Source organism: Chryseobacterium sp. KBW03, from assembly GCF_003852415.1.
Taxonomy (GTDB): Bacteria; Bacteroidota; Bacteroidia; order Flavobacteriales; family Weeksellaceae; genus Chryseobacterium; species Chryseobacterium viscerum.
Genome location: NZ_QAJO01000014.1, coordinates 1 through 23,630, shown reverse-complemented (window position 1 = coordinate 23,630; position 23,630 = coordinate 1). Strand labels below are relative to the sequence as shown.

The 23,630-nt window shown below is 37.3% G+C and carries 25 protein-coding genes; 10 read left to right on the top strand and 15 right to left on the bottom strand.

What is annotated here, in order from left to right; genetic code table 11:
- Positions 1–64 precede the first annotated feature (64 nt).
- From DBR39_RS22035 to tpx, 9 genes are all read right to left on the bottom strand, one after another.
- Positions 65–655, bottom strand: a complete 591-nt coding sequence (locus tag DBR39_RS22035; protein WP_124536732.1) for a Crp/Fnr family transcriptional regulator — start codon at positions 653–655, stop codon at positions 65–67.
- A gap of 284 nt (positions 656–939) precedes the next feature.
- Complete coding sequence (locus DBR39_RS22030) at positions 940–2,151, bottom strand: DUF763 domain-containing protein (protein WP_124536730.1); 1,212 nt, start codon at positions 2,149–2,151, stop codon at positions 940–942.
- Positions 2,152–2,235: 84 nt separating this feature from the next.
- The gene (locus tag DBR39_RS22025; RefSeq protein ID WP_124536728.1) at positions 2,236–3,366 is read right to left on the bottom strand and encodes an FAD-dependent oxidoreductase; all 1,131 of its coding nucleotides are present in this window, start codon (positions 3,364–3,366) and stop codon (positions 2,236–2,238) included.
- 48 nt (positions 3,367–3,414) lie between these two features.
- Complete coding sequence (locus tag DBR39_RS22020) at positions 3,415–4,248, bottom strand: helix-turn-helix domain-containing protein (protein ID WP_124536726.1); 834 nt, start codon at positions 4,246–4,248, stop codon at positions 3,415–3,417.
- A 36-nt stretch (positions 4,249–4,284) separates the two neighbouring features.
- Positions 4,285–4,689: a glyoxalase superfamily protein gene (locus DBR39_RS22015; protein ID WP_124536724.1), complete on the bottom strand. Its 405-nt coding sequence runs from the start codon at positions 4,687–4,689 to the stop codon at positions 4,285–4,287.
- A 12-nt stretch (positions 4,690–4,701) separates the two neighbouring features.
- A complete protein-coding gene (locus tag DBR39_RS22010) occupies positions 4,702–5,049 on the bottom strand; it encodes a VOC family protein (protein ID WP_124536722.1) in 348 nt (115 codons plus the stop codon).
- 86 nt (positions 5,050–5,135) lie between these two features.
- The gene (locus DBR39_RS22005) at positions 5,136–5,825 is read right to left on the bottom strand and encodes an alpha/beta hydrolase (RefSeq protein ID WP_124536720.1); all 690 of its coding nucleotides are present in this window, start codon (positions 5,823–5,825) and stop codon (positions 5,136–5,138) included.
- Positions 5,826–5,892: 67 nt separating this feature from the next.
- Positions 5,893–6,468 (bottom strand): Crp/Fnr family transcriptional regulator, encoded by a 576-nt coding sequence (locus tag DBR39_RS22000; RefSeq protein ID WP_109738482.1) that lies wholly within the window; start codon positions 6,466–6,468, stop codon positions 5,893–5,895.
- 82 nt (positions 6,469–6,550) lie between these two features.
- A complete protein-coding gene (gene tpx, locus DBR39_RS21995; protein ID WP_124536718.1) occupies positions 6,551–7,051 on the bottom strand; it encodes a thiol peroxidase in 501 nt (166 codons plus the stop codon).
- Between the two features lie 358 nt (positions 7,052–7,409).
- Between tpx and DBR39_RS21990 the strand changes: the two genes are divergently transcribed.
- Positions 7,410–9,629, top strand: a complete 2,220-nt coding sequence (locus tag DBR39_RS21990; protein ID WP_124536716.1) for an NADP-dependent isocitrate dehydrogenase — start codon at positions 7,410–7,412, stop codon at positions 9,627–9,629.
- Between the two features lie 225 nt (positions 9,630–9,854).
- On the opposite strand, the gene DBR39_RS21985 is transcribed toward DBR39_RS21990, so the two are convergent.
- The gene (locus tag DBR39_RS21985) at positions 9,855–10,190 is read right to left on the bottom strand and encodes a winged helix-turn-helix transcriptional regulator (protein ID WP_124536714.1); all 336 of its coding nucleotides are present in this window, start codon (positions 10,188–10,190) and stop codon (positions 9,855–9,857) included.
- 102 nt (positions 10,191–10,292) lie between these two features.
- Between DBR39_RS21985 and DBR39_RS21980 the strand changes: the two genes are divergently transcribed.
- From DBR39_RS21980 to DBR39_RS21950, 7 genes are all read left to right on the top strand, one after another.
- A complete protein-coding gene (locus tag DBR39_RS21980) occupies positions 10,293–11,039 on the top strand; it encodes an SDR family oxidoreductase (RefSeq protein WP_185147243.1) in 747 nt (248 codons plus the stop codon).
- Positions 11,040–11,210: 171 nt separating this feature from the next.
- A complete protein-coding gene (locus DBR39_RS21975; protein WP_124536712.1) occupies positions 11,211–12,191 on the top strand; it encodes a heme-binding domain-containing protein in 981 nt (326 codons plus the stop codon).
- The gene (locus tag DBR39_RS21970) at positions 12,188–12,631 is read left to right on the top strand and encodes a hypothetical protein (protein WP_124536710.1); all 444 of its coding nucleotides are present in this window, start codon (positions 12,188–12,190) and stop codon (positions 12,629–12,631) included. Before DBR39_RS21975 ends, DBR39_RS21970 begins: the two co-directional genes overlap by 4 nt.
- A 145-nt stretch (positions 12,632–12,776) precedes the next feature.
- On the top strand, positions 12,777–13,790 hold the full coding sequence (locus DBR39_RS21965) for a sensor histidine kinase (protein WP_124536708.1): 1,014 nt from the start codon (positions 12,777–12,779) through the stop codon (positions 13,788–13,790).
- On the top strand, positions 13,771–14,529 hold the full coding sequence (locus tag DBR39_RS21960) for a LytR/AlgR family response regulator transcription factor (protein WP_124536706.1): 759 nt from the start codon (positions 13,771–13,773) through the stop codon (positions 14,527–14,529). Before DBR39_RS21965 ends, DBR39_RS21960 begins: the two co-directional genes overlap by 20 nt.
- 339 nt (positions 14,530–14,868) lie before the next feature.
- Complete coding sequence (locus tag DBR39_RS21955; RefSeq protein ID WP_124536704.1) at positions 14,869–15,645, top strand: DUF1223 domain-containing protein; 777 nt, start codon at positions 14,869–14,871, stop codon at positions 15,643–15,645.
- 38 nt (positions 15,646–15,683) lie between these two features.
- Positions 15,684–16,076 carry a DoxX family protein gene (locus DBR39_RS21950; protein ID WP_124536702.1) on the top strand — a complete coding sequence of 131 codons (393 nt, stop codon included), beginning with the start codon at positions 15,684–15,686 and terminating at the stop codon, positions 16,074–16,076.
- Between the two features lie 313 nt (positions 16,077–16,389).
- Here the strand turns inward: DBR39_RS21950 and DBR39_RS21945 are convergent, their stop codons facing one another.
- The 4 genes from DBR39_RS21945 to DBR39_RS21930 all read right to left on the bottom strand — a co-directional run bounded on the left by DBR39_RS21945 (position 16,390) and on the right by DBR39_RS21930 (position 20,050).
- Positions 16,390–17,382, bottom strand: coding sequence for an MBL fold metallo-hydrolase (locus DBR39_RS21945; RefSeq protein WP_124536700.1), 993 nt, complete (start codon positions 17,380–17,382; stop codon positions 16,390–16,392).
- A 97-nt stretch (positions 17,383–17,479) separates the two neighbouring features.
- Positions 17,480–18,481, bottom strand: a complete 1,002-nt coding sequence (locus DBR39_RS21940) for an aldo/keto reductase (RefSeq protein ID WP_124536698.1) — start codon at positions 18,479–18,481, stop codon at positions 17,480–17,482.
- 86 nt (positions 18,482–18,567) lie between these two features.
- Positions 18,568–19,473, bottom strand: coding sequence for a helix-turn-helix domain-containing protein (locus DBR39_RS21935; RefSeq protein WP_124536696.1), 906 nt, complete (start codon positions 19,471–19,473; stop codon positions 18,568–18,570).
- 118 nt (positions 19,474–19,591) lie between these two features.
- Entirely contained in the window at positions 19,592–20,050 is a 459-nt protein-coding gene (locus DBR39_RS21930; RefSeq protein WP_124536694.1) for a hypothetical protein, read from the bottom strand.
- Positions 20,051–20,543: 493 nt separating this feature from the next.
- On the opposite strand from DBR39_RS21930, the gene DBR39_RS21925 reads away from it, so the two are divergent.
- Entirely contained in the window at positions 20,544–20,831 is a 288-nt protein-coding gene (locus DBR39_RS21925; RefSeq protein ID WP_103234390.1) for a GNAT family N-acetyltransferase, read from the top strand.
- Here DBR39_RS21925 and DBR39_RS21920 read toward each other — a convergent pair whose 3' ends face one another.
- Positions 20,832–21,929: an MBL fold metallo-hydrolase gene (locus DBR39_RS21920; RefSeq protein WP_124536692.1), complete on the bottom strand. Its 1,098-nt coding sequence runs from the start codon at positions 21,927–21,929 to the stop codon at positions 20,832–20,834.
- A 171-nt stretch (positions 21,930–22,100) separates the two neighbouring features.
- Between DBR39_RS21920 and DBR39_RS21915 the strand changes: the two genes are divergently transcribed.
- On the top strand, positions 22,101–23,630 hold a 1,530-nt coding region (locus DBR39_RS21915; protein ID WP_124536690.1), incomplete at its 3' end, for a S41 family peptidase.

The following is a 23,630-nucleotide window of genomic DNA, read 5'->3' as shown; positions in this document are numbered from 1 at the left end:
AGTGTTAAACTTTTAACCAAAATTACCAAGGTGTAATGAAAATCAACTTGTCATAAGGCAAGATTTAATTTTTCTTAGGATGGGAAACGATTTCTTTACGGATACGGCTCAGAGAAGTGTCTGTCACTCCCAGATAGGAAGCAATTTGTTTTAAAGGAGCAAATTGTATCACTTTAGATTTCTGTTCCAGGAGATTAAGATATCTTTTGGTAGCTGAAAGGGTAAACATCTCAACAGAACGTTGTTTATAGGCAAAAAGTTCCTGAGACATCCAGGATCTCCCCCATTCTCTGAGGTTAGGGATTTTATGGAATAATTCCTGAAAGGTGTCATAATCCAGTCTCCAGCATTCACAGTCTGTAATACAAACGATATTTTCCTGGGAAGGAACCCGTTGAAACATTGATAAAACTTCAATAATGACTTCATTTTCGGTAAAAAAATGGGTAGTTACTTCATTTCCGTTGAAATCATTAACATAGGAGCGTGCCAATCCGCTTTCGAGGATATAATATTCATTGGCTGTTTTTCCTTCTTCAAGAATGAAATCACCTTTTTGGAATGATGTTTTTTCATGAGCCTGAAATATTTCAGCAAGTTCTTCAGGGAAAAAGAAAGGAAAATCGTAACATATTTCCAGGGCTTGATTCGTCATTTGGTCAATTTTTTTTTAAGTTTTTAAAAATAAAATTTTTAATTGAATTAAAGATAAAAAATATTAAACGAACTTATTTAAGCATTCACAAAATATCACAGACACACTGAAATAAAGGAGAGTATAAAGCTAATTAAAACTAAACAATCATCTAAAGTACGAACAACAGAGCGACTTTAACCACCCCGTCAAAAATTCTTTGAATTTTTGCCACCCCTCCAAAGGATGGGAATGGTGAAACATTTATTTGACATTAACAGAACTTTAGGAGATAAAGAGAAAGCTTAGAAGAGAGAAAGCTGTATAGATTTTGGAGGATTGGGTTTCTGAGCATCCCCAAACACTGTTTTTCCACCAAAACGCCAGGAGTTTTGTCTTTCTTCTTCAATGACTTGCTGAATATCAAAATCCGGAGTAAAATCTTTTTCTGCCGTAGCTACGATCTGGTGAAGTTTATTTAAAGAATTCAATTTATCAGAATTTCCCAGTTTGGATTTTTCTATTCCTTTTCTGAGAATGCTGATACTTTCATCATACGTTTTTGTAGGAACCGGGAAAGGATGACCGTCTTTACCCCCATGTGCAAAAGAAAATCTAGCCGGATCTGCAAATCTGGATGGTGCCCCGTGAATGACTTCACTTACCAAAGCCAATGACTGCATGGTTCTGGGTCCCACCCCTTCCAGCATCAGTAAGTCTTCAAAATTCTGAGGCTGCTGTTCACGGGTGACATATAAAAGCGCTCCCAATCTTTTCAGATCTACGTCAGAAGCCTGAACATCATGGTGGGCAGGAAGAATCAGTCTTGCAAAGTCCTTCATTACATCTACTGAATCGGTATGAGAAATATCCAGAATTCCTTTTCTGTTGTCTGAAGCATCGGTATCGGTAAGATTGAGAATCCTTCCTCTTGAAATCCCGTTAATTCCTGTATGCGGTTTTTCTATAAATGATGTAATGTTTTCAGAATGCCAGTGGTACCGTCTTGCTGTTCCGTCTGATTCATGCATGCCCTGCTGAATGACACTCCAGTTTCCATTATCTGAAAGAATGAAATTGTGCAGATACAACTGGTATCCATCTTGAATTGCTGTATTATCAACCTTTGCAGAAAGTTTGCTGGCTCTTACAAGCTCTGTTCCGTTCAGTCCGGTTTTATCTGCGATCCGGATCAGCTCTGATGGGGTTTCCCTGGAAAGTTTACCTTTTCCGCCACAGATATAAATTCCCAAAGATTGTGAATTGGGATTAACAGAACGTTTCAAAGCTCCCATAACGGAAGTGGTAATTCCCGAAGAATGCCAATCCATCCCCATCACTGCTCCAAAACTCTGAAACCAAAATGGATCTGCCAGCCTGCGCAATACTTCATCTTTACCGTAATCCATGAGAATGACTTCAATAATGGAAAGTCCGAGTACAGACATACGCTCATACAGCCATGGCGGTACTTTGCCATAGTGAAGAGGTAGATCTGCTGTTCCGGAACGTTTCATTCTATTATTAAAATGTAAAGGTAAGTTTTATTCATCTTATTATTTGATGATCCGGATCATTAATTGCCCCTTTAGAATCATCAACTATTGGATAAGACTTGTAAAAGAAAAGTTGACATCACGCATCTCCAGTTCATTTTTACCGGATTCGAGCTGTGCTTCTTTGGCATAGACAAACATTTGTTGTTCGTAAGCGTTAATGGCTTCGGAAATTGACGGATATTTTTCTTCTGTCAGATTTTCTGATAAAATTAAAGCATCCAACAATCCGGTATTTACACCTTGTCCCGCAAAAGGAGGCATAAGATGTGCTGCATCACCAATAAGCGTTACAGGCAAAGAGCGGTTATTTTTCCAGGGTTTGTCTAATAGAATTCTTCTCGTTGGCAGCCCTACAAAAAAGGAAGTTGAGTGAAATAACTGCTGATAAAGCTTACTCCATGATGAAAATCTTTCAGAAAGGAACTGGCGGACCTCTTCTGTATTTTTAAAATCCAAAGTACAGCCATCCTTCCATTCTTCAGGTTTTTTAAAGATAACACCATAAGTCAAAGCTCCATTATTATACGGATTGGCTACTAATAAATTGCCTTCAAAAGCCGCCATTGGTCTTTTTCCATCACACCATTCAAAAAATTCGGGACATGCTTTCTCCGGCTCCGGAATATCTCCCTGAATGATAAATGTTCCGGTTTCTTCGACCTCAGCATCTGTCACGTATTTTCTTACTCTGGACATTCCTCCATTAGCACCAATGACCAGATCGGCAGTCACATCAGGTTTATCTTCAAAATGAAGCAGCCATGTTCCGTCATTTTCATCCATCCCGGTAAAATTCATATTCCAGATTACTGTATCATCAGCCAGACTGCCAAGCAGCATTTCTCTCAAATGATTTCTGTTGATTTCCGGATTGTCATATTGATTTTCGGGTGTAATTTTCTTTGTAAACAGAATATCACCTTGTTTATCAGCAATATTGATCCCCATAGGCAATGCGGCAGCGTAATATTGATCAAGAAGTCCAGCTTTTTTCATGGCTTTCTGTCCCGATTGCTCATGAAGATCCAATGTTCCGCCCCAAACCCTTGTCTGCGCATTCAGATCTCTTTCATAAACATTTACTTCAACGCCTTTCTGCTGTAACAAGACTGCCATGGTTAAACCCACCGGACCTGCTCCGATAATGGCTATTTTTTTATACTTAAGTGTCATAATTTTTGATGTATTGATTATGTCACAAAATTCAGGAATGCAATTGTATCAGGCTTGTACAAATGCGACAAAATCATTGTTTACAATCTGCTTTCTTTTTTTGGCCTCCCGGGCAAAAACAGCGGGTGTTGTACCGCTATACCGTTTAAATTCTTTGCTTAAATGCGATTGGTCTGTATATCCAAATTCTTGTGCCAGAGCAGCAATGTGAGTCTCTGGATCATACCACAATCGGTTTCTTATCTGTTCAAAACGCATAATTCCGGATACATCTTTTACCGTGTGACCGGAAGATTGTTTGAACTTTCTTTCTAATGTCCGAACTGTTGTATGAGCCGAGTCAGCTATTTGATTCACGGGAATAGCACCATAGTTTTTCCTCATGGCTGCCCCCGCTTTGAAGAGCAGGCTGTCCACTGTAATGAGTGCGTGTAATTTCAGAAAATATTGTTCTATGTTAGAGATTGCTTCTTCTACCTTCCCTTGGGTAATGAGGTCTTTTAATATAAAATGAAGCTCTGCCACAGGATTTTCGAATGTATGGACTCCGTTTTCGGTTTTTTCTGAGGACAATCCCAACAACTCAAAAACAGCCCATGGAAAACACCTTACTCCAATAATTTCCAATTGGTTTTGAGCATAAAAAACAGCAGGCTGATTGAGCAACCCCATGATAAACGGAGAAGGCAAAGCTTGAATATTCCCATCGTATAAAATACTGCATCCATTACCAAAATGAAAGATAATTTCAGCATAACCATCCGGAAGTACTGTAAATTCGGATGGTTTTTCTCCGTAATCTCTTTTGTTATACCAAAAGCATTTGATGGTATCCCGAAGTTCTTCTGGAGGTGCAAATTCCTGATGTATATTTGAAAACATTGTATACTCGAAATAAGTTATATCATTTGAAAAGAATTAATCATGCGAATAGAATTCAATATTTTTATGCTTTACTTCATCAAATTCTTCTTCGAAGGTAATTTTATTTCCAAAAGGATCAATTACCGTAAAAGATACGGCTCCATAGAACGTTTTTTCAAGTCCGGGACGGTTGTATTTGTATTTTTTATCAATCAGTTCTTTATGATATTGAGGGACACCTTCTCCCCAAATTGAAACCCTCGTTCCCGGTGTTCCGTCTCCGTGATGTTCACTTAAATGAAAAATGATGTTTTCTCTTTTCACTTCCATATAAACGGGGGTATTTTCATCAAAATAATGTTCCCAAACGATCTCAAATCCCAGCCAGTCTACATAAAATTCTTTTGTTTTGTGATAGTCGAAGATTCTTAATACAGGAATAATTCTTTCTGCTTTCATTGTACAATGTATTTATTGGTGAGAGAGTATATTGATCAGTTTTTGAAACGGGTCTTTAACAAAAAACCGGCGAACGCCCCACTCTTCATCAGTGAGTTCGTAGGTGATTTCAAAACCTGCATTTTTCATTTTGTGATAGACTTCATCCACATTATCCACTTCAATGGAAAGATCCGGAACTTCGGTATCATTTCCTCCCTGCTCGGCAAAGCTGATCTGAACTTTTGTTTCTTCATCATTCCCCAAAGTCTTGATCCAACCATGATCCATCAAAATGTCCAGTTCCAGGATATCCTGATAAAAAATGTCTGCTTTCGAGAGGTTTTCTGTTTTGATATTGGCTACAATTCTCTTGACCATTTTGTAATCGTTTTTTCATTAAAAAAGCCTTGTGAAATTACGTAAAATTTCACAAGGCTTAATCAATTATTGTGTTGTTTATTGTATTAAATGGAAGCTGCTGCCTCTAAAATCAATTGAGTAACCTCTTCAGGATGTGATGCCAATGAAGCGTGCCCTGCATCCAAAGAGATTATTTTCTTAGGTTCAAGACGTTCTGCCATTTCTTTTTCAGTTTCTGCAGGGATCATACGGTCCTGCAATGAGATCTGATACCAACTTGGGCGAGTTTTCCAGGCAGGTTCTCCCGCTACATCTCCAAAACACTGACCGTGAATAGGTTTTTGTGACAACGACATCACTAGTGCTTTTTCATCGTCTAAATCCTGACAGAAAGCGGATTTAAATTCATCGTATTTAATCCATAAAAAGCCTTTATTATCAGGATAAATACTTGCTCCACCCGGCGACTCACGTCTTCCCAACAGAGATCCAAGACTGTCTCCCGCATCAGGGGCAAAGGCTGCAATATAAACCAGTCCTGCTACTTTGTCATGATGTCCCGCTCCTGAAATAACAGAACCTCCATAAGAATGCCCTACTAAAAGCACTTTCCCGTCCTGGGCATCAATAAGATCTTTAGTCTTATTAATATCGTCCTGCAGCGATGTTAATGGATTCTGGACACTTCTTACTTTATATCCCGCTTTTGTAAGTGAAGGAATAACGTACTGCCAGTGCGATCCGTCTCCCCATGCTCCGTGTACCAAAATAATGGTTAAATCTTTTTGTTCCATAATGATTGTGTTAAAATTTGATGATGATAAAGCTACGGTTTAAAATATCTGTGGACGTTAACTTAAGTTAATTAACAATCCTGCTTCTTATCCGGCTGAGTGACTGTTCTGTTACTCCCAGATAGCTGGCAATGTGTTTCTGGGCTATTTTCTGAAAGAGTGCAGGTTGTTTTTTGACAAGATTGAGATATCTGTTTTCAGGGGAAAAGCACAACAGATCATCAATCCGTTTTTTGGCATCCAAATAAATCTTTTCACTCATCATTCTCCCAAATTGCTGCCAATAAGCTTCCTTTTTATATAAATTCTGCAGATGATCTTTACTCAGCAGTAAAATTTCACAGTTTTCGAGCGCCTGGATGTTCATATTGGATACGGTATCGCATAGAATGCTTTCATAATCGGTGAAAAATTCATTTTCAAAATAGAATCCAAAATTGATTTCCCGTCCCTGGTCATTGATATAGAAAGACCTGATTGTTCCTTTTTTAACAAAGCCCAGGTATTTGCATTTTTCTCCCTGTTTCAGAAAAAAATCGGATTTTAGGAGCTTTGTATCGTGAAGAAGAGCATAGAATTCTTCAAAATGTTCTGAGTCTACCTGAAAAAGTTCTCCATATTTCTTGTAATTATCTTGCATCATTTGGTGTTATTGATTCGTTTTTATATTCAAAAAAAGCCTTGCAAAATTGACTTCACAAGGCTTTTTACAAAAATTATTTCTATTATTTCAATGCAGCAAGCGCAGCATCGTAATTAGGTTCGTCAGCAATTTCTGAAACCTGCTCAGTGTAAACTACTTTATTGTTTTCGTCTGTAACAATTACTGCACGGCTTAATAAACCTTTCAAAGGAGAATCTGTAATGGTCACTTCATAATCATCTCCAAAACTGCTTCTGAAGTCTGAAAGGGTTTCTACATTGTTCAATCCTTCTGCTGCACAGAATCTTCCTAAAGCGAATGGAAGGTCTTTAGAAACGTTGATTACTACTGTATTGTCAAGATTTGAAGCCTCTTCATTGAATTTTCTGGAAGAAGCAGCACAAGTAGGAGTATCAATGCTTGGGAAAATATTGAATACTTTTTTCTTTCCTGCAAAAGTTTCAAGGGTTTTTACCGCTAATCCTGAATCTACCAATGCAAAGTCTTTTACAGAGGTTCCTACAGCTGGTAATGTTCCTATTGTGTGTACTTCGTTTCCTTTTAAAGTGATTGTCGTGGACATAATATTTATTTTTTTAGTTCTTCAAATTTAATCAAAAAAGAAAATTTTTCCTGCCTCATAAAGGTTAAATTAATCTTAAAGTAAAAATAAAAGTCTTCCGCCTGATAATCAGTTTTCCAGACAAAATTTTTCCCCTACCAACAGCCTGAAAAAACGAAGATCTCTATGAAAAAAAGCTCAGCCTATGAAAATTATAAAATTGTTTTCAAATAAATGTAAACAGAACCGGAGCATAAATTATACAGATATACCATTAAAGATTCAAAAGCCTCTATTTTTTATGGAAATATCCTAAATAAAACAATGATATTTACTAAATTTGTGGGACTTAAAATTTCAAATAAAAAATAACAGTATAATGTCAGAAAAATCAAAAATCTATTACACACTTACTGATGAAGCTCCAATGCTGGCTACTCATTCGTTTTTACCAATTGTAAAAGCTTTCACAAAATCAGCAAATATCGAAATCTCAGTACCGGATATTTCTTTGGCAGGAAGAATTCTAGCAAACTTCCCTGAGTTTTTAAAAGATGACCAAAAAATTGGTGATGCTTTATCAGAACTAGGCCAACTGGCTACTCAACCTGACGCTAATATCATTAAGTTACCTAACATTTCTGCTTCTGTGCCTCAATTGGATGCCGCTATTGCTGAACTACAAGGTAAGGGTTTCGCAGTTCCAAACTATCCTGCAGAGCCTAAAAATGACGAGGAAAAAGCAATCAAAGCTAAATATGCTAAAGTATTAGGAAGTGCTGTAAACCCTGTATTAAGAGAAGGAAACTCTGACAGACGTGCTCCAAAAGCTGTTAAAAACTATGCAAAAGCAAACCCTCACAGAATGGGTAACTGGGCATCTGACAGCAAAACTGACGTAGCTCACATGAATAATGGTGATTTCTACGGTACAGAAAATTCTACTACATTAGAAAACGCTACAAAATATAAAATCGTATTCAAAGGAAATGACGGTTCTGAATCTGTATTAAAAGACTTCGCTGGTCTTCAGGCTGGTGAGGTAATTGATTCTTCTGTAATGAACTTAAATGCGTTAAGAGTATTTGTTCAGGAAGCAATCGAGGAGGCTAAGAAAAGAAACGTACTTCTTTCTGCTCACCTTAAAGCGACCATGATGAAAATCTCTGACCCAATCATTTTCGGGGCTATTGTTGAGACTTTCTTCAAAGAAGTGTTTACTAAATATGCTGAGACTTTCAAGTCTTTAGACGTTAATCCAAATAACGGTCTTGCTGATCTTTTCGATAAAATCAAAGGAAATGCTCAGGAAGCTGACATCAAAGCTGATATTGAAGCTGCTTTGGCAAACGGACCTAGAGTGGCAATGGTAAATTCTGACAAAGGAATTACGAACTTCCACGTACCTTCTGACATCATCGTTGACGCATCTATGGCTGCTCTTGTAAGGGGCGGAGGTAAAATGTGGAACAAACAAGGAAACGAAGAAGATACAGTTTGTATCATTCCAGACCGTTCTTATGCAGGTTTCTATCAGTCTGTAATCGATGATATGAAAGCGCATGGAAAATTGGATCCTACAACAATGGGATCTGTTCCAAACGTAGGTTTAATGGCTCAGAAAGCTGAAGAATATGGTTCTCACGATAAAACTTTTCAATTGTCTGCTGACGGAACTGTAGAAGTTCAGGACGAGGCTGGAAACGTTCTTCTTTCTCAGAAAGTAGAAAAAGACGATATCTTCAGAATGTGTCAGACTAAAGATGCTCCTATTCAGGACTGGGTAAAACTAGCGGTAAACAGATCAAGATTATCTGATACTCCTGCGATCTTCTGGCTAGACAAAGGAAGAGCTCACGACAGAGAAATCATCAAAAAAGTAGAGAAATATCTTGCTGATCACGATACAACAGGTCTAGACATCAGAATTCTTGATGTAAAAGATGCGATGACTGAAACTCTTAAGAGAGCAAGAGAAGGTAAAGATACCATCTCTGTTTCAGGAAACGTATTGAGAGATTACTTAACGGATCTTTTCCCAATCCTTGAGCTTGGTACTTCTGCAAAAATGCTTTCTATCGTTCCATTGATGAACGGTGGTGGTTTATTTGAAACAGGTGCCGGAGGTTCTGCTCCAAAACACGTTGAGCAGTTCCTTGAAGAAGGATATTTAAGATGGGATTCTCTAGGTGAATTCTTAGCACTTCAGGCTTCTTTAGAGCACTTGGCACAAACTCAAGGGAATACAAAATCTCAGGTTTTAGCTGATGCACTGGATGAAGCAAATGCTAAATTCTTGGCTACAGACAAATCTCCTGCTAGAAAAGTAGGCCAGATCGACAACAGAGGTTCTCACTTCTATTTAGCAATGTACTGGGCTGAAGCGTTAGCTAACCAGACTGCTGATGCTGAATTGGCTTCTAAGTTTGCTCCTATTGCTCAGGCAATGCAGGAAAACGAAGAAGTAATCAATGCAGAATTAATTGGTGCTCAAGGTAAAGCTCAAAATATTGAAGGGTACTATAAAACTGATACGTATAAAACGTATGCAGCAATGAGACCAAGCACTGTTTTAAACGAAATCATTGACGGAATTTAATTGTTCGTTTTGATATAAATGAAAAGCTCCTTTTTTAAGGGGCTTTTTTTGTTTAGCCAACTATCGTTTTTAACACTACACTATAAACCACCCCGTCAAAAATTCTTTGAATTTTTGACACCCCTCCAAAGGAGGGGAATATTGAGCATGTACTTATTAATCAAGGTCAACGCATTCCTATTCCCTACAACCTACAACCTAATATCTGCAACCTTCTCCCTCTCACTACCTATCCTCCACAATCACTCTCCTATGTTCTCTTCCCCAATTGATCATTTCCTGAATGATATTTCCGAAAGTTCTGCAATAATCTGTGGCTTCATATTCAATTAAGACGGGTGTTTCAGGATAAACATTTCGTTTAACAAGTTTATTCAGTTCCATATCTTTTAATTCCTTTGAAAGCATTCTTGTGGTAATTCCGGGAATGCTGCGTTCAATTTCCCTGAAGCGTCTGTTTCCGTTACAAAGTGAATTGATCACGGGAATTCTCCATTTCCCTCCAATGAAATAAAGGGTATCCTGTAAGGCTCTAAGCTCTTCGTTTTGATCTCTTTCCATACTTGTAAAGTTAAGTGATATCATTCGTTATACTGGTATACTCTGTGATACTGATTACAAAAGTATACCATTTTGAAATAACTTTGTCAAAAATATTTTACAATGAAAAAATTAACCCATAAACTGGCTATAGTAACAGGTGGAAACAGCGGAATCGGGTTCGCTGCAGCAAAAGAACTTATTTCAGAAGGAGCAACCGTGATCATCACCGGAAGACGAAAAGAAGCTGTAGAAAAGGCAGCGGAAGAATTGGGAGCAATTCCCTTTGTAGCAGATCAGGGGAATCTTAATGATATTGATTTATTAAAGAAGGAAGTTGAAAATCAGCACGGAAAGGTTGATATTTTATTTATCAACGCAGGAATTACAGGAGGATTGATTCCTATTGAAAATATGGACGTCGAAAATTTTGATCAGGTGATGAACATTAATTTCAGAGGCGCTTATTTTACTTTAAACAAATTCATTCCCTTACTGAATGATGGAGCTTCTGTAATATTCTTATCTTCTATTGTAGCATCTACTTATAAACCCAACAGTTCTGTTTATCAGGCCAGCAAAGCGGCATTGAACTCTATTGCAAAAACGGCAGCAGCAGAATTAGCTCCAAGAAAAATCAGAGTGAATATGATAAGTCCAGGTCCTATAAAAACAGAGATTATGAACAAAGCCGGCTTAGACGAAAAAACGTTGGAAGGAATTAATGAATGGATGATTAATACAATCCCTCTAAAAAAAATAGGAACAGCAGAAGATGTTGCAAAATTGGTTGTTCATTTTTCTGATGATACTATTTCAAGCTATATGACCGGCACTGAAATTATCATAGATGGTGGTATGACTTTATAAACTATAATTTCAATACATCCCGGTAACACTATTACCGGGATTTTTCTTGTGTATTTTCGGAGCCAAAAATTCCGGATTCACCTTTTAATTTGTCTGTCTTATCCTGTTTCCCATTTCACAGCATAGGCTGCCCGCCTACTTTTGGTCCAGAAAATAAAAACAATACTCATTATGGATACCGTAAAGAAAAAAAGAAACTCCATTGCCATAGTCTTTCTGGCGATACTAGGAATCTTCGGAGGGCTGCAGCTATTCAGTAAACCTTTAGAAGGAAAACCGGCTACAGGAAAAATTGAAGCACCAAGGGAAGTGATCAGCATTCTTGAAAACTCATGTTTCAGCTGTCATTCTAACCAGCAAAATCTAAACTGGTATGATAAAATTGCTCCTGTTTCCTGGGCGGTGAACAAAGACATCAAAAGAGCCAGAGAAGTTCTTAATTTTTCGGAGTGGGAAAAGTACTCCCCGGCCGAACATCAGGGGAAAATGTATGCTATTCTCAATATGATGCAGAGTGGGAAAATGCCTCTCCATGAATATACGCTTCTGCATCCCTCCGCTAAGATTACAGCACAAGATATTGAAACCATTAAAAAGTATACTCTTTCATTATCTTCTGTAAGTCCATCAGCTCAAAATAAGATGGAAGCTCATTCATCGTCTACCACCCCCATTCCTACTCCTGCAAAATTTCCGGTTTCTCCCAATGGAGTTCAATACACTCCTGATTTCAAAAACTGGAAAGTGATCAGCATGAGTACGCTGTTTGACAACTCTATCCGTGTGATCTATGGAAATGATATCGCTGTAAAAGCTGTGGAAACAGAAAATTTTCATCCATGGCCAGACGGAAGTATTGTGGTAAAGTCTGTATGGAAACAGCAGGAACTGCCTGACGGAGAGATCAGACCGGGAAAATTCGTCAATGCACAGTTTATGGTAAAAGATGCCCAACAATATAAAGATACTGAGGGCTGGGGATTTGCAAAATTCTCAGGAGATGAACTGCATCCAACTGGAAAAACAGCCTCTTTCGCCAAAGAATCCTGTATTGCCTGCCACAGACAATTAGCAGAAAAAACAGGCTATCTGTTTGATGTTCCTATGAAAGTAAATACCCAAAGATTAATCCAAAATTTACAGAAAAAATGAAAAATACAATCTTCATCTTATTGGTAAGCCTTGTTTCGCTTACCGCCTGCAGTAAAGAGAACAATGATAAAGATAACGGGCTTGTGAGAGCTGTTTTTGACCCGGGGAATCTTAAATTCATCTCAACATCTTTACATCCTAAGAAAGAGACTATGTCCGCTTTATATGGAAATGAAAAAGCGCTGGAATCTTTATCCAAAGAAAGCCAGGCACCGGAAGCTGGTGCTGTAATGAAACTGGTAACCTGGCGTTATCATGATAACCCTCAATATATTGGCGGAACCATCACTGGAGAATTAGTCAGTATTGAAACTGTTCAGGTGGATAATACCGGAAGCATTTCTTATGATGTTAAAAATGATCAGCCTAATGCTGCTTCACCCGACAAAGAAGAAAGAATCCGGTATTTCATGAGTTTCACCCCTGTCAGCAGGCCGTAAAAGGCAACCTCAGGATTAGTTTTTATAAATGTTTAATTTGATAAAGCCGATGAATAGTGAATGCGAACAACAGTTTCCCTTCACTATTTATCATAATATTTTCAATAAAAAGCATTAATTTAACCTTCTCAAATCAGCAGATTTCATGCAACAGCAAAAAATAAAAATCTCACAGGTCATTATCTGGATAAGCTCCATTTTTCTGGGTCTTTTATCTTCCGTCCCTCAGCTTGCTTCTCATGAGTTCAACTGGAAAGAAGCGGTTGTCAACTCAGGGATTACGGCAGCATTTTCTGTCATCATGTGGTATATCAATATTTATATGCTGAACCGTACAGAAAAACGAAGGCAGCATATATCGTATTCAAGATTGATGGTGGTGCTCGCTTTTGGTATGGTGATCATGTTTGGACTGGCATGGATTCAGCAGCTTATTCTTTCTCATATCAATTTCGGGCCGGTTATGCTGATGATTGAAGTAAGGGGTATTTTAATCAATCTGGTGTGTTATATGTTCCTGCATCTGCTTCAGAATAATTATACGGGTCAGCAGGTGCAGCTGGAACTGGAAAAGGTAAAAAGTGATAATCTGGGCGCCCAATATGAATTATTAAAGCAACAGATCAATCCACACTTTCTTTTCAACAGCCTGAATACATTAAAACTAATGGCAGAAACCCATGATGAAGAAACGGTGGATTTTATTGTAAAACTTTCCGATTTTTACAGATTTACCCTCGAAAGCAGAAAACTAGACCTCATCAGTGTTCAGGAAGAAATGAAAATAGTAGATGCGTATCTTTTTCTTCAGAAAGCCCGTTTTGGGGAAGGCATTAAGTTTACCAACGAGCTTGGAAAAGAAATTGGTCAAACCCTCATCCCTCCTTTTACCCTTCAGCTTCTGGTAGAAAACTGCATCAAACATAATATCGTTTCGCAGAGTAAGCCTTTGCATATTAAAATCTATAACGCTGACGTTAAAATTATCATTGAAAATCCTATACAGCGAAAAGTAAACATTGAAGATTCTCTGGGCGTAGGACTTGACAATATCAAAATGCGTTACATGCACTTATTGGAAAAGGATGTGACTATTTATTCAGACGAAAAAACTTTTCAGATAAAACTACCATTAATCTATGAATATCATCATCATTGAAGACGAATTCAGGGCTGCAAAATCCCTTCAGAATTTAATTTTAGATTTAAAACCGGACTCAAAGATATTGGGTATTTACGACAGTATTGAAACAAGTATTGAAGGATTGAGTACGATCAAACCCGATCTTATTTTTATGGATATCCAGCTTTCGGACGGTCTTTCATTTGAGATTTTCAAATCGGTGGACATTACCTGCCCTGTGGTTTTCTGTACCGCCTTTGATCAATATACACTGGACGCTTTTAAAAGCAAAGGTGTTGATTATATTTTAAAACCATTTTCCAAAGAAGACATTGCAGAAGCTCTGAGAAAAGTTGATGAATTGAAAAAATTCTTTCAGAAGAACGATCTCCCGGATCTGGAATCACTTATACAGAAGATCAATCAGCCTGCCGGAAAGAGTAATTTTCTTGTTTTTAAAAATCAGAAATATACTACCATCCCCACGGAAGACATTGCTTATTTTTATATTCACAATGAAATAACCCATCTGGTAACATTTGGAAAAGAGCAGTTTTCCCTTACCCAGCCTTTGGGACAGGTCGCAGAACAGGTTTCTGACAAACAATTCTTCAGAGTCAACCGGCAATATCTTGTTAATTTTAAAGCTATTAAAGAGATGGAGCATTATTTTCAACGTAAAATATTGGTGAAACTCACTGTAGAAACTCCCGAAAAACTTCTTATTAATAAAGAGAAGACGCATAGTTTCTTTACCTGGCTGGAAGATAGATAATGAGGCTGGAAGCTGGAAGTGCTTGAAGCGATTCTGAAATATAGAAATCTTTTGAATATATTATACCCCTGATTGATATGGTCAGGGGTATTTTTTGTTTTTATTTGATGTGTTTCAATTTTTAAGTTCTACCCTGTTTATTTTATCTTTCAATATTAAAAAATATAAAACGTTATTCCTTTTTGCACTCCAGAAACTCCCAACTTCACTCTTCCAGCTTCCAGCCTTAAAATCTTTCCCTTCCCAATTTCAGGGTTCACCTTTTGATTTGTCCGTTTGAACCTGTTTTCTATTCTTCCGCCTTTCCAGAGTATCTACTTTTGAATCAAATTAAAAGAAATGATACTAAAAAACTTAATCACAGTAAGCGCTTTCACTGTATTATTATTTGCTACATCAGCATTTATTTATAAAGATAAAGTCCAAAAGACGACACAGCATTCAGCTTCTGAAAATAATGGCTTTGCCGTTTTGGAACTTTTCACCTCGGAAGGCTGCTCAAGCTGTCCACCGGCAGATGAACTGATGGGGAAAATCGAAAAAGAATATAAAGATGAACCCGTTTATCTTCTCTCCTACCATGTTGATTACTGGAACCGCCTCGGATGGAAAGACCGATTCAGTAATGCTGAAAATTCACAGCGACAACAGCAGTACAGCCGTATACTGAACTCACAGGTGTATACTCCGCAACTGGTTGTCAATGGGAAAACGGAATTTGTAGGATCTAATGAAAATTCTATTAAAAATGCAATTCAGGAAGCCTTGTTTAGCCCTATAAAAACAACTGTAGAGCTATCGGCAAATGTTTCCCAAAAGGATATCAATGTACAGTATAAAACGTCTGCCACTGATCCTAAGAACGTGCTTCTCATTAATCTGGTTGAAAAGCATTCTTCCACCCAGGTAGGTAAAGGTGAAAATGAAGGTCGCCATCTGCACCATTGGCAGATTGTTCACAAGCAAAACCAGATCTCATTGAACAAGCAGCTGGAAGGAACAACCACTTTCAAACTTCCGGAAAGTTTCTCAGCAGACAACTGGGAGGTGATAGCTTTTATTCAGAATACAAAAACCGGACAGATATCAGGATCAGCAAAAACTGCTTTTAAGTAAAATCCTATACAACGCAATCATCATTAAAAATTACAACAATGAAAACAAAAACAACAAAAATCATTTATTGGGCAGGGGCCATTTTTATGTCATTATGGTTCGGAGCCAGCGGTTTCTTTGAACTCACAAAAAATCCGGTTGTCTGGGACATCACTCAGCAGCTTGGCTATCCGCCTCATTTTATTTATATATTAGGCGTTTTTAAAATTGCAGGGGTTCTTCTTCTTCTACTACCCAATAGGCTATTAAGATTAAAAGAATGGGTATTTGCAGGAATGTTTTTCGATATTCTGTTTGCCTTCTTCTCAAAAATAGCGGTACTTGGTTTTTCATCTACAATAGATGCAATAGTTGCTTTCTCTGTGCTTTCGATGACTTACCTGATGTTCAGGAAACTGTATTCTCACGAGCTGACATCTGGAGAGGCTTGATGATTATAAAACTCTAATTTTTTCTTATGTTGAAACAGATCCTCCCGTTGCCGGGAGGATCTGTTATTTTTACGTTTTGGCTAAAGCCGGATGAATGAGTTTGTTTATGAAAGCGGACTAAAGTCCGCTTCTATTGATTGTGTTATGCGTATGATTAACCACCCCGTCAAAAATTCTTTGAATTTTTGCCACCCCTCCGGAGGAGGGGAATGCCGAGCACATCATTACTTTAGATTAAGAGGATTTCTTTTTATATTCTTAATTTATATTCCCCACTCCCTAATCCCTGCAACCTATCCCTTTCATCTGCCCCCTAATTCATAAAACTTTCCGGGAACCATTCAAATGCACCGGATTTTGTCTTTGTAAAGCCTAGACCCGGCCATGGTAAATGATAGGCAAAAGCTCTGATTTTAGTATCTGCCAGCTGCTGAAGAAGCTTTTTTCTTGAGGCGGTTGCAATATCCAGATCGGTATCCCCAAAGTAACCCCACTCAGGATGTGGAAAAAGAATGACATCGGAATGAATCAAATCTGCAATGTAGATCAGCTTTTCATTCCCGGAAGATATGGTTGTCACGACTAAACCGGGGGTATGACCCGGAGCAAGCTGAAAACTGAAATAATCATAGAAGGGATTATTAAGATCATAGAATTTAAGCTTTGGCTGAATTGTTTTCAGAACATTCTGAATGGCCGGGATAATATGATTAAGAAATTCAGGCTGCGTTTTCAGGGCACTGTTATTAAAATCTTTAATAGAGGCTTTCATCCAAAAGTCATGTTCAGTTTTTGAAATGAAAATATTGGCGTTCGGAAAAACCAGATTCTGTTTTTTATCAACGACTCCTCCAATATGATCTGGATGTGCATGGGAGATAAAAACATCAGTAATATCTTTCGGTGAAAATCCGGCTTTTTGGAGGCTTTTTAATAGAAATCCTGTTCTTTCATCAGCAAAAATACCCATTCCGGTATCTAACAGGATGAGTTTATTCTTGGTTTTCACCAATAGAATATTCATGGCCATATCAATATAATTCTCGGGTCTGAAATGATCTTTAAGGATTGATTTCAGCTCTGAAACAGTTCCTCTGGGAGCAAATGAGTTGAGATTTTCTTCATGAATATATCCGTCTGTAAGAACAAACAGTTCCAGTTCTCCAAGCTTCAGTTTTTTAAATCCTGAAAGATCATCCCCTGTTTTTTCAGGCGTTTTTGGTGTTTCTGCCCATACACTTGAAAAAGGAATCATACTTAATGTTCCTGCCAATAAACCACTCTTTAATAATTCTCTTCTGTTCATAATTTAGTTTTTCATTATTATACATTCCTCATTTGGAATAATAACAAAAAACTGAGCTCCCATCATAAGCAGGAACTCAGTTTTTATATAATAGTCTTTAGTTGTTGACCAGTTTCATTGAACCTTCAGTGTATCTTTCCCCTACATTCGGGTATTTTTTGAGAATGGCATCAATGGTATCGAGATCTGACTGGGAGAGGTCTATATTGACGGCTGCAATATTTTCTTCCAGATATTTGATTCGTTTGGTACCGGGAATCGGGATGATGTCGTCTCCCTGATTCAATACCCAGGCCAGGGCGAGCTGAGTTCCTTTCACTCCTTTGGAAGCCGCAAACTCATTGATTTCGTTAGCCAGTTTGGTATTATTTTCAAGATATTCCTGCTGATAACGTGGTAATGATTTTCTGAAGTCGTCATCACCAAGGTTCTGCACGTCATAAATATTGGTGAAAAGACCTCTTGCAAGCGGAGAATAAGGAACTAAAGAAATTCCCAGCTCTCTGATCGTTGGTAAGATCTCTTGTTCAACATCTTTGGTAAGGATAGAATATTCTGACTGTAACGCTGTAATCGGATGTATTTTATTTGCTTTTCTGATAGATTCTGCTGAAGCTTCAGACAATCCGATATATTTCACCTTCCCTGCTTTTACCAGCTCTGCCATTGCTCCCACTGTTTCTTCTACAGGAACATTCGGGTCTACTCTGTGAGCATAGTATAGGTCAATAGTATCTATTTTTAATCTTTGAAGGCTTAAATCTACAGCTTTTCTGATCCACTCCGGAGAACCGTCAAAATAAGTTCCGGGAGCACCACTGTGGCTAGCTTTACCATCTTTAAACCTGAATCCGAATTTGGTCGCAATAAAAATTTTATCCCTGTTCGGAACTAAGACCTTAGAGATCAGTTTTTCATTTTCTCCATTGGCATACATATCTGCAGTATCCCAAAAGTTTACCCCAAGATCTAAAGCTCTGTGTAAGGTATTGATACTTTCCTGTTCATCTGTGGGACCATAAGCAAAACTCATTCCCATGCATCCTAAACCGATTGCTGACAATTGCTCTTCTGTGTTTCCTAATTTTTTAAATTTCATGATAGGTATGATTTAATTTTACAGGACAAAATTAGAACATGCAGAGGTCAACTACGATATAGAATTCAAACTAAGAATTATAAAATTCAAACAACATCCATTCTTAGGGCATTGGGAGTAATTCCTGTTTGTTTTTTAAAATAATTGGTAAAATAAGCGGGTTCCTCAAAGCCCAATCCATAAGCAATTTCAGAGATATTCCAATCTGTATGTTGCAGCAGGGCATTGGCTTCCTGAATAATTCTTCCTGTAATCTGCTGGCTGGTTGTTTTTCCAGTCATCTCTTTTACAGAACGGTTCAATGAATTCACATGAATGGAAAGACTTTGGGCATAATCGTTGGGCGTTTTTAATTTTAAGAAAGCTTCGGGACTGTCAATAGGAAATTGTCTTTCCAAAAGTTCCATAAATAAAGAAGCAACTCTTTGGGAGGCATTCTGATAAGGCTCAAAACTTTCTGCCGGCTGCATTCTCATGGTTTCATGAATCATCAGATGAAGATACGCTCTGAGCATATCATATTTGTGAATATAATCGGATTGAATTTCCGTCATCATTTTCGTATAAATATCTGCAAGTGTTTTCTGTTGTTCTTCATCTATAAAGAAAACCGGAGTTCCTCCAATCTTGAAAAGCGGAGAATCCTGAAGGTTTCCCATACGGCTTCCATTATGCAGAAACTGATCTGTAAACAAGCAAAACCAGCCTTTCTGATCTTCGTCGTCTGCTTCCCATGAATAAGGAATAATAGGGTTTGAAAACAATAATGCAGGGCGATCCACTTTAATCCATTTATCAGCATAATGAAGCTTCCCTTTTCCTATAATCAGCGAAATCTTATAATAATCTCTTCTGCTGTAGGGTGTCAATGGTGAACAATATTCCCGTGAAAACACATTGAAGTGTCCCATCTTGCTGACCCCAATACATTGTGATGCCAGATTGGGAGTATTTCTTTCATAAAAACCTTTGAGTGACTCGTTTGATTCCATAGATCAAAATTATAAAATTCAAACAAATTAATCACTAAAAATAATTCTGATTGATATAATATAAAATGGCCGACAAAGATGCCGGCCATTTAAAAGTGAATATATAGTTGATGATAGTTTAATCCCAATCATCATCACGGTCATGCCCGTGATTTTTATTTTGTTTTTTGTAATATTTCTCTTGGTTCTTATAATATTTTTCCTGTTGCTTATGGTATTTCTTATAATCCTTTTTATTTCTACCATAAACGATCACCGGGTTTTGACCTCTGTAATATTTCTTTTTAAAGATAATATACTTCTCTCTTCCCATGATTCTTTCCAGTTCGTTATATCGGTCGCCTCTCCATCTCCCGGGATCTACCACATATACTCTGTTCCACGAATCATAATCACGATATCTGTCATTCAATCCATACACCTGATTGGCTTGTGCTGTAGAAAGCAACAGATCGGCAACAACCCTCTGCCAGTTGACATCCGAAATACTTCTTCTGTAGTCATTATAATAATCTGACTGGGCATAACTCAAGCTGAATGTCCCAACCAGAATCGCTGTTAATAGTAACTTTTTCATTTCATTCCCCTTTAAAATTAGATATGGTGAAAGAGTCAATTAAAGTGCCAACTTTTAAACACAAATGCCAATTTTTGTTAAGAAAAGCCACAAACAACTGATTATCTTTGAAATATTTTCTAAAATTCTATAGAATCATTAAATCTTAATTAAACTAAGATGATGATATGAATATATTTAATTTTATTAAAAATAATTCCTTTAAGTGATAAATAATCAACGGGTTGAAATTTTAAATTTGGAATTTTTGAAATGAAAATATTTTTAAGTTTTGACTAAAGCCATTGGACATAGCTTCATTTTTTAAAGGCGACCTAAAGCCTGCCTCTATCGAATTTTATTATTTTAAATTTTTATTATTTATGTTATAAAATTCGTTAAGATTTCTAAAAACTATTACTTCATATTATTTAATTTCGTAATTTTAATGGAGAGAATGTTTTTCAAAAAATCTTCTCAAATTATTTTTTAATCAACCAAATCTTACATTATTATGGAAAATATAAAGTTTCAGGTATCTCAATATCAGGATGAGTTGCAGCTACTTATTGACGGGGAAAAGGCAGGATATATGTCCATAGAGGTTGACGGAAGACTGCTTATCGTATATTATACAAAACTTGACGAAGAGCGTGAAGGAAAAGGATATGCCAAACTATTACTGGATGAGTTGGTGCGTTACGCAGAAGAAAAAGATTTGCTTGTAGACCCAGAATGTGATTTTGTCCGACAACAGTTTGAAAACCACCCTGCACGATATAAAGAGATCTGGCATGCCTGATCAGCTTTCCCACCAGACGGTAAATTGCTGTTCTGACTGATTCAGATCTACAGCCTCACCGATCATCGGAGTGAGGATGTTCAGCCCTTTTGCTTTTCCAAGACTTGTTATCTTTTGTAAAGGTTCATTCCATGGGTGAAGAGCCAATGCAAATTTTGCAGCATGAACGGGAATAATACGCTTCGCATCGAGATCAATACCAGCCTGAATAACATCTTCTGGTAAGGTATGAATATATCTCCATGCTTCTCCATATTGTCCGTTTTCAAGAATAGCATAATCAAAAGGGCCATATTGATCACCGATTTCTTTAAAATGGGTATCGTAGCCGCTGTCTCCTCCTAAGAAAATTTTCTTTGTGGGCGTCTTCAGAACATAGGAACTCCAAAGAGTATCATTCTGCCTGATTCTTCTACCGGAAAAGTGTCTGGCAGGGGTAAAAACAATTTTTATATCATTCTTAAGAGTAACTTCTGTCCCCCATTCTTCTTCAATAAGCTTGTTTTCTTCAAATCCCCATCTTTCCAAATGGGCTCCTACTCCCAAAGGTAAAATGGCAGCACCTGTTCTATCCTTTATAGATTTTACAGTCGGGTAATCCAAATGGTCGAAATGATCGTGAGTAATCACCAGATAATCGAGATCTGGAATATCTTCGGGTGTAAAGATATCAGAACCTTTAAATGCTTTGTTGAAGTATTTAAAAGGGGAACCATACAAACTCAATACAGGATCCACTAAAAAGGAAACACCATCTGTCTGAAAATAATAAGATGAGTGTCCCAGCCAGATAAAAACATCTTTATTTTTATCTATAGCTTTCAAATTGGTATGAATAGAGGGAATTTCTTTCAAAGGCTTCAGCAGCGGGTCTTTTTTACCCAAAAAGAAATCATAAGTCACCTTTGACATTTTGTAGCCTTCTGTAATAGATGGTGTATGGCTGATATTCTGAAACTGCCCTTTTTTATAAAGTTTGGACTGCCTTATACGTTTCAGCCGCTTTCCTTTTGGTACCGCTCCAAACACCTTCATATTGATCACGACAAAAAAAGTAACCGTTAAGACAACCACACAGGTAATAATCCAATAAATCATCTGCAAAAAATAAGTGTCAAATGTATCAACTTTTGCTTTTAAATGAAAACATATTCCATTTTACTCTATTTTTTAACTAATTTTATCAGGTGTTGTAGAAAATTTATTATTCATTTACATCAGGATTAATTTTAAACTTTCTATTTTAGCACCTTAAAAAACTCAAAGAAATTGAAAAATTATTCGGTAATATTTCTTCTCGCTATACTTTCGTCCTGTGCCTCTATAAAAAAACACAACGAACAGCGGGCTTCATATATTCCACCGGAACAGCTTAAGGAGGATGTAGATTATGCTTATTCAAAATTACAGCAGATGCACCCTCAACTCTATTGGTACATTCCCAAGCAGGAATTGGACCATAAATTTGATAGTCTGAAACATACTCTCACAGAACCACTCACTCCTCTTCAGTTTTATTTTAAACTTCAGCCGGTTATTGCAGGAATCCGTGAAGGCCATCTTTCATTGAGAATTCCCAGAAAGAAATTCACCAAAAGAGAATTAAAAAAGCTGGAACATCAGAAGGGAATGTTCAGCCGTTTCGAATATTACATTTCAGGTGAGCAGATGTATATTGTTCAAAACAGAGATTCTATTGATCATATACAACCCGGAACTGAAATTTTATCCATCAATAAAGTTCCCGTTTCAGAGTATATCAAGAAATACAGAAGTCTGATCAGCAGTGATGGTGACAATACTACTTTTTATCCTTATTTTTTAAAAGACTTATTCTTTAATTTTTATACTGCTGAAAATGGTTTCCCCAGCAAAGCAACCTTTGAGACGCTTTATAAAGGAGAAAAACAGACTTATACTTTAACCAGAGAAATAAAATCTGATTCTGATCTTGAAAAGGATAAGGAAATGAAAAAAAAGACTCAGGAAAAGAAACTGAATGACTATGTAGCTTCCAGTAATTCTTATAACAGGAGCTTCAAATTTCTGGATAAAGACAGTACCATTGCATATATAAAAGTGAAAAGTTTCTCCAGAGAATACTCGGATGAATTTTATAAAAAAACATTTGCCAAGATTAATGATGCAAAGTCTCCTTACCTCATCATAGATGTCAGAAATAACTACGGAGGCTCTCTCTATGAGATCAATAACCTCTATTCTTATTTGGCAGAAGTACCATTTACCCTGATCAAACCTTCCCAGGTGACCTCAAGGGATACTCCTCTGCGCACGAATTATTTCAGAAAAAGCAATCCTTTGGAATATGCTCTTAAAAGCATAGCATACCCAAGTTACTTCTTTGCACAGGCTTTCAGTACTTATAAAAAAGATGGAAAAGTTTTCTACAAAATGAAGGCTGACAAGCCTACAAAACCAAATAAAGAAGCCTTTCACGGAAAAGTTTTTGTACTGATTAATGGCGGAAGTTTCTCAGCATCTTCTATCATTACTGCCAAGATTAAGAATGATAAAAGAGCCACTCTTGTGGGAGAAGAAACAGGTGGTGCCAATGATGGAACCGTAGCAGGTTTTTATTCTTATCAAAAGCTTCCTAATTCTGAGATTAGATTTCCTATCGGATTACTGCTTGTACAGCCTAATATCAATTTCTCAGACTCACGAAAAGGAGTTGTCCCTGATGTTGTTGTTACTGAAAGCATGCAGGATATTATTGATAAAAAAGATCCTCAGCTGGATTGGATAAAAAACGAAATCGCAAAAGAAAAGGAAAATAAA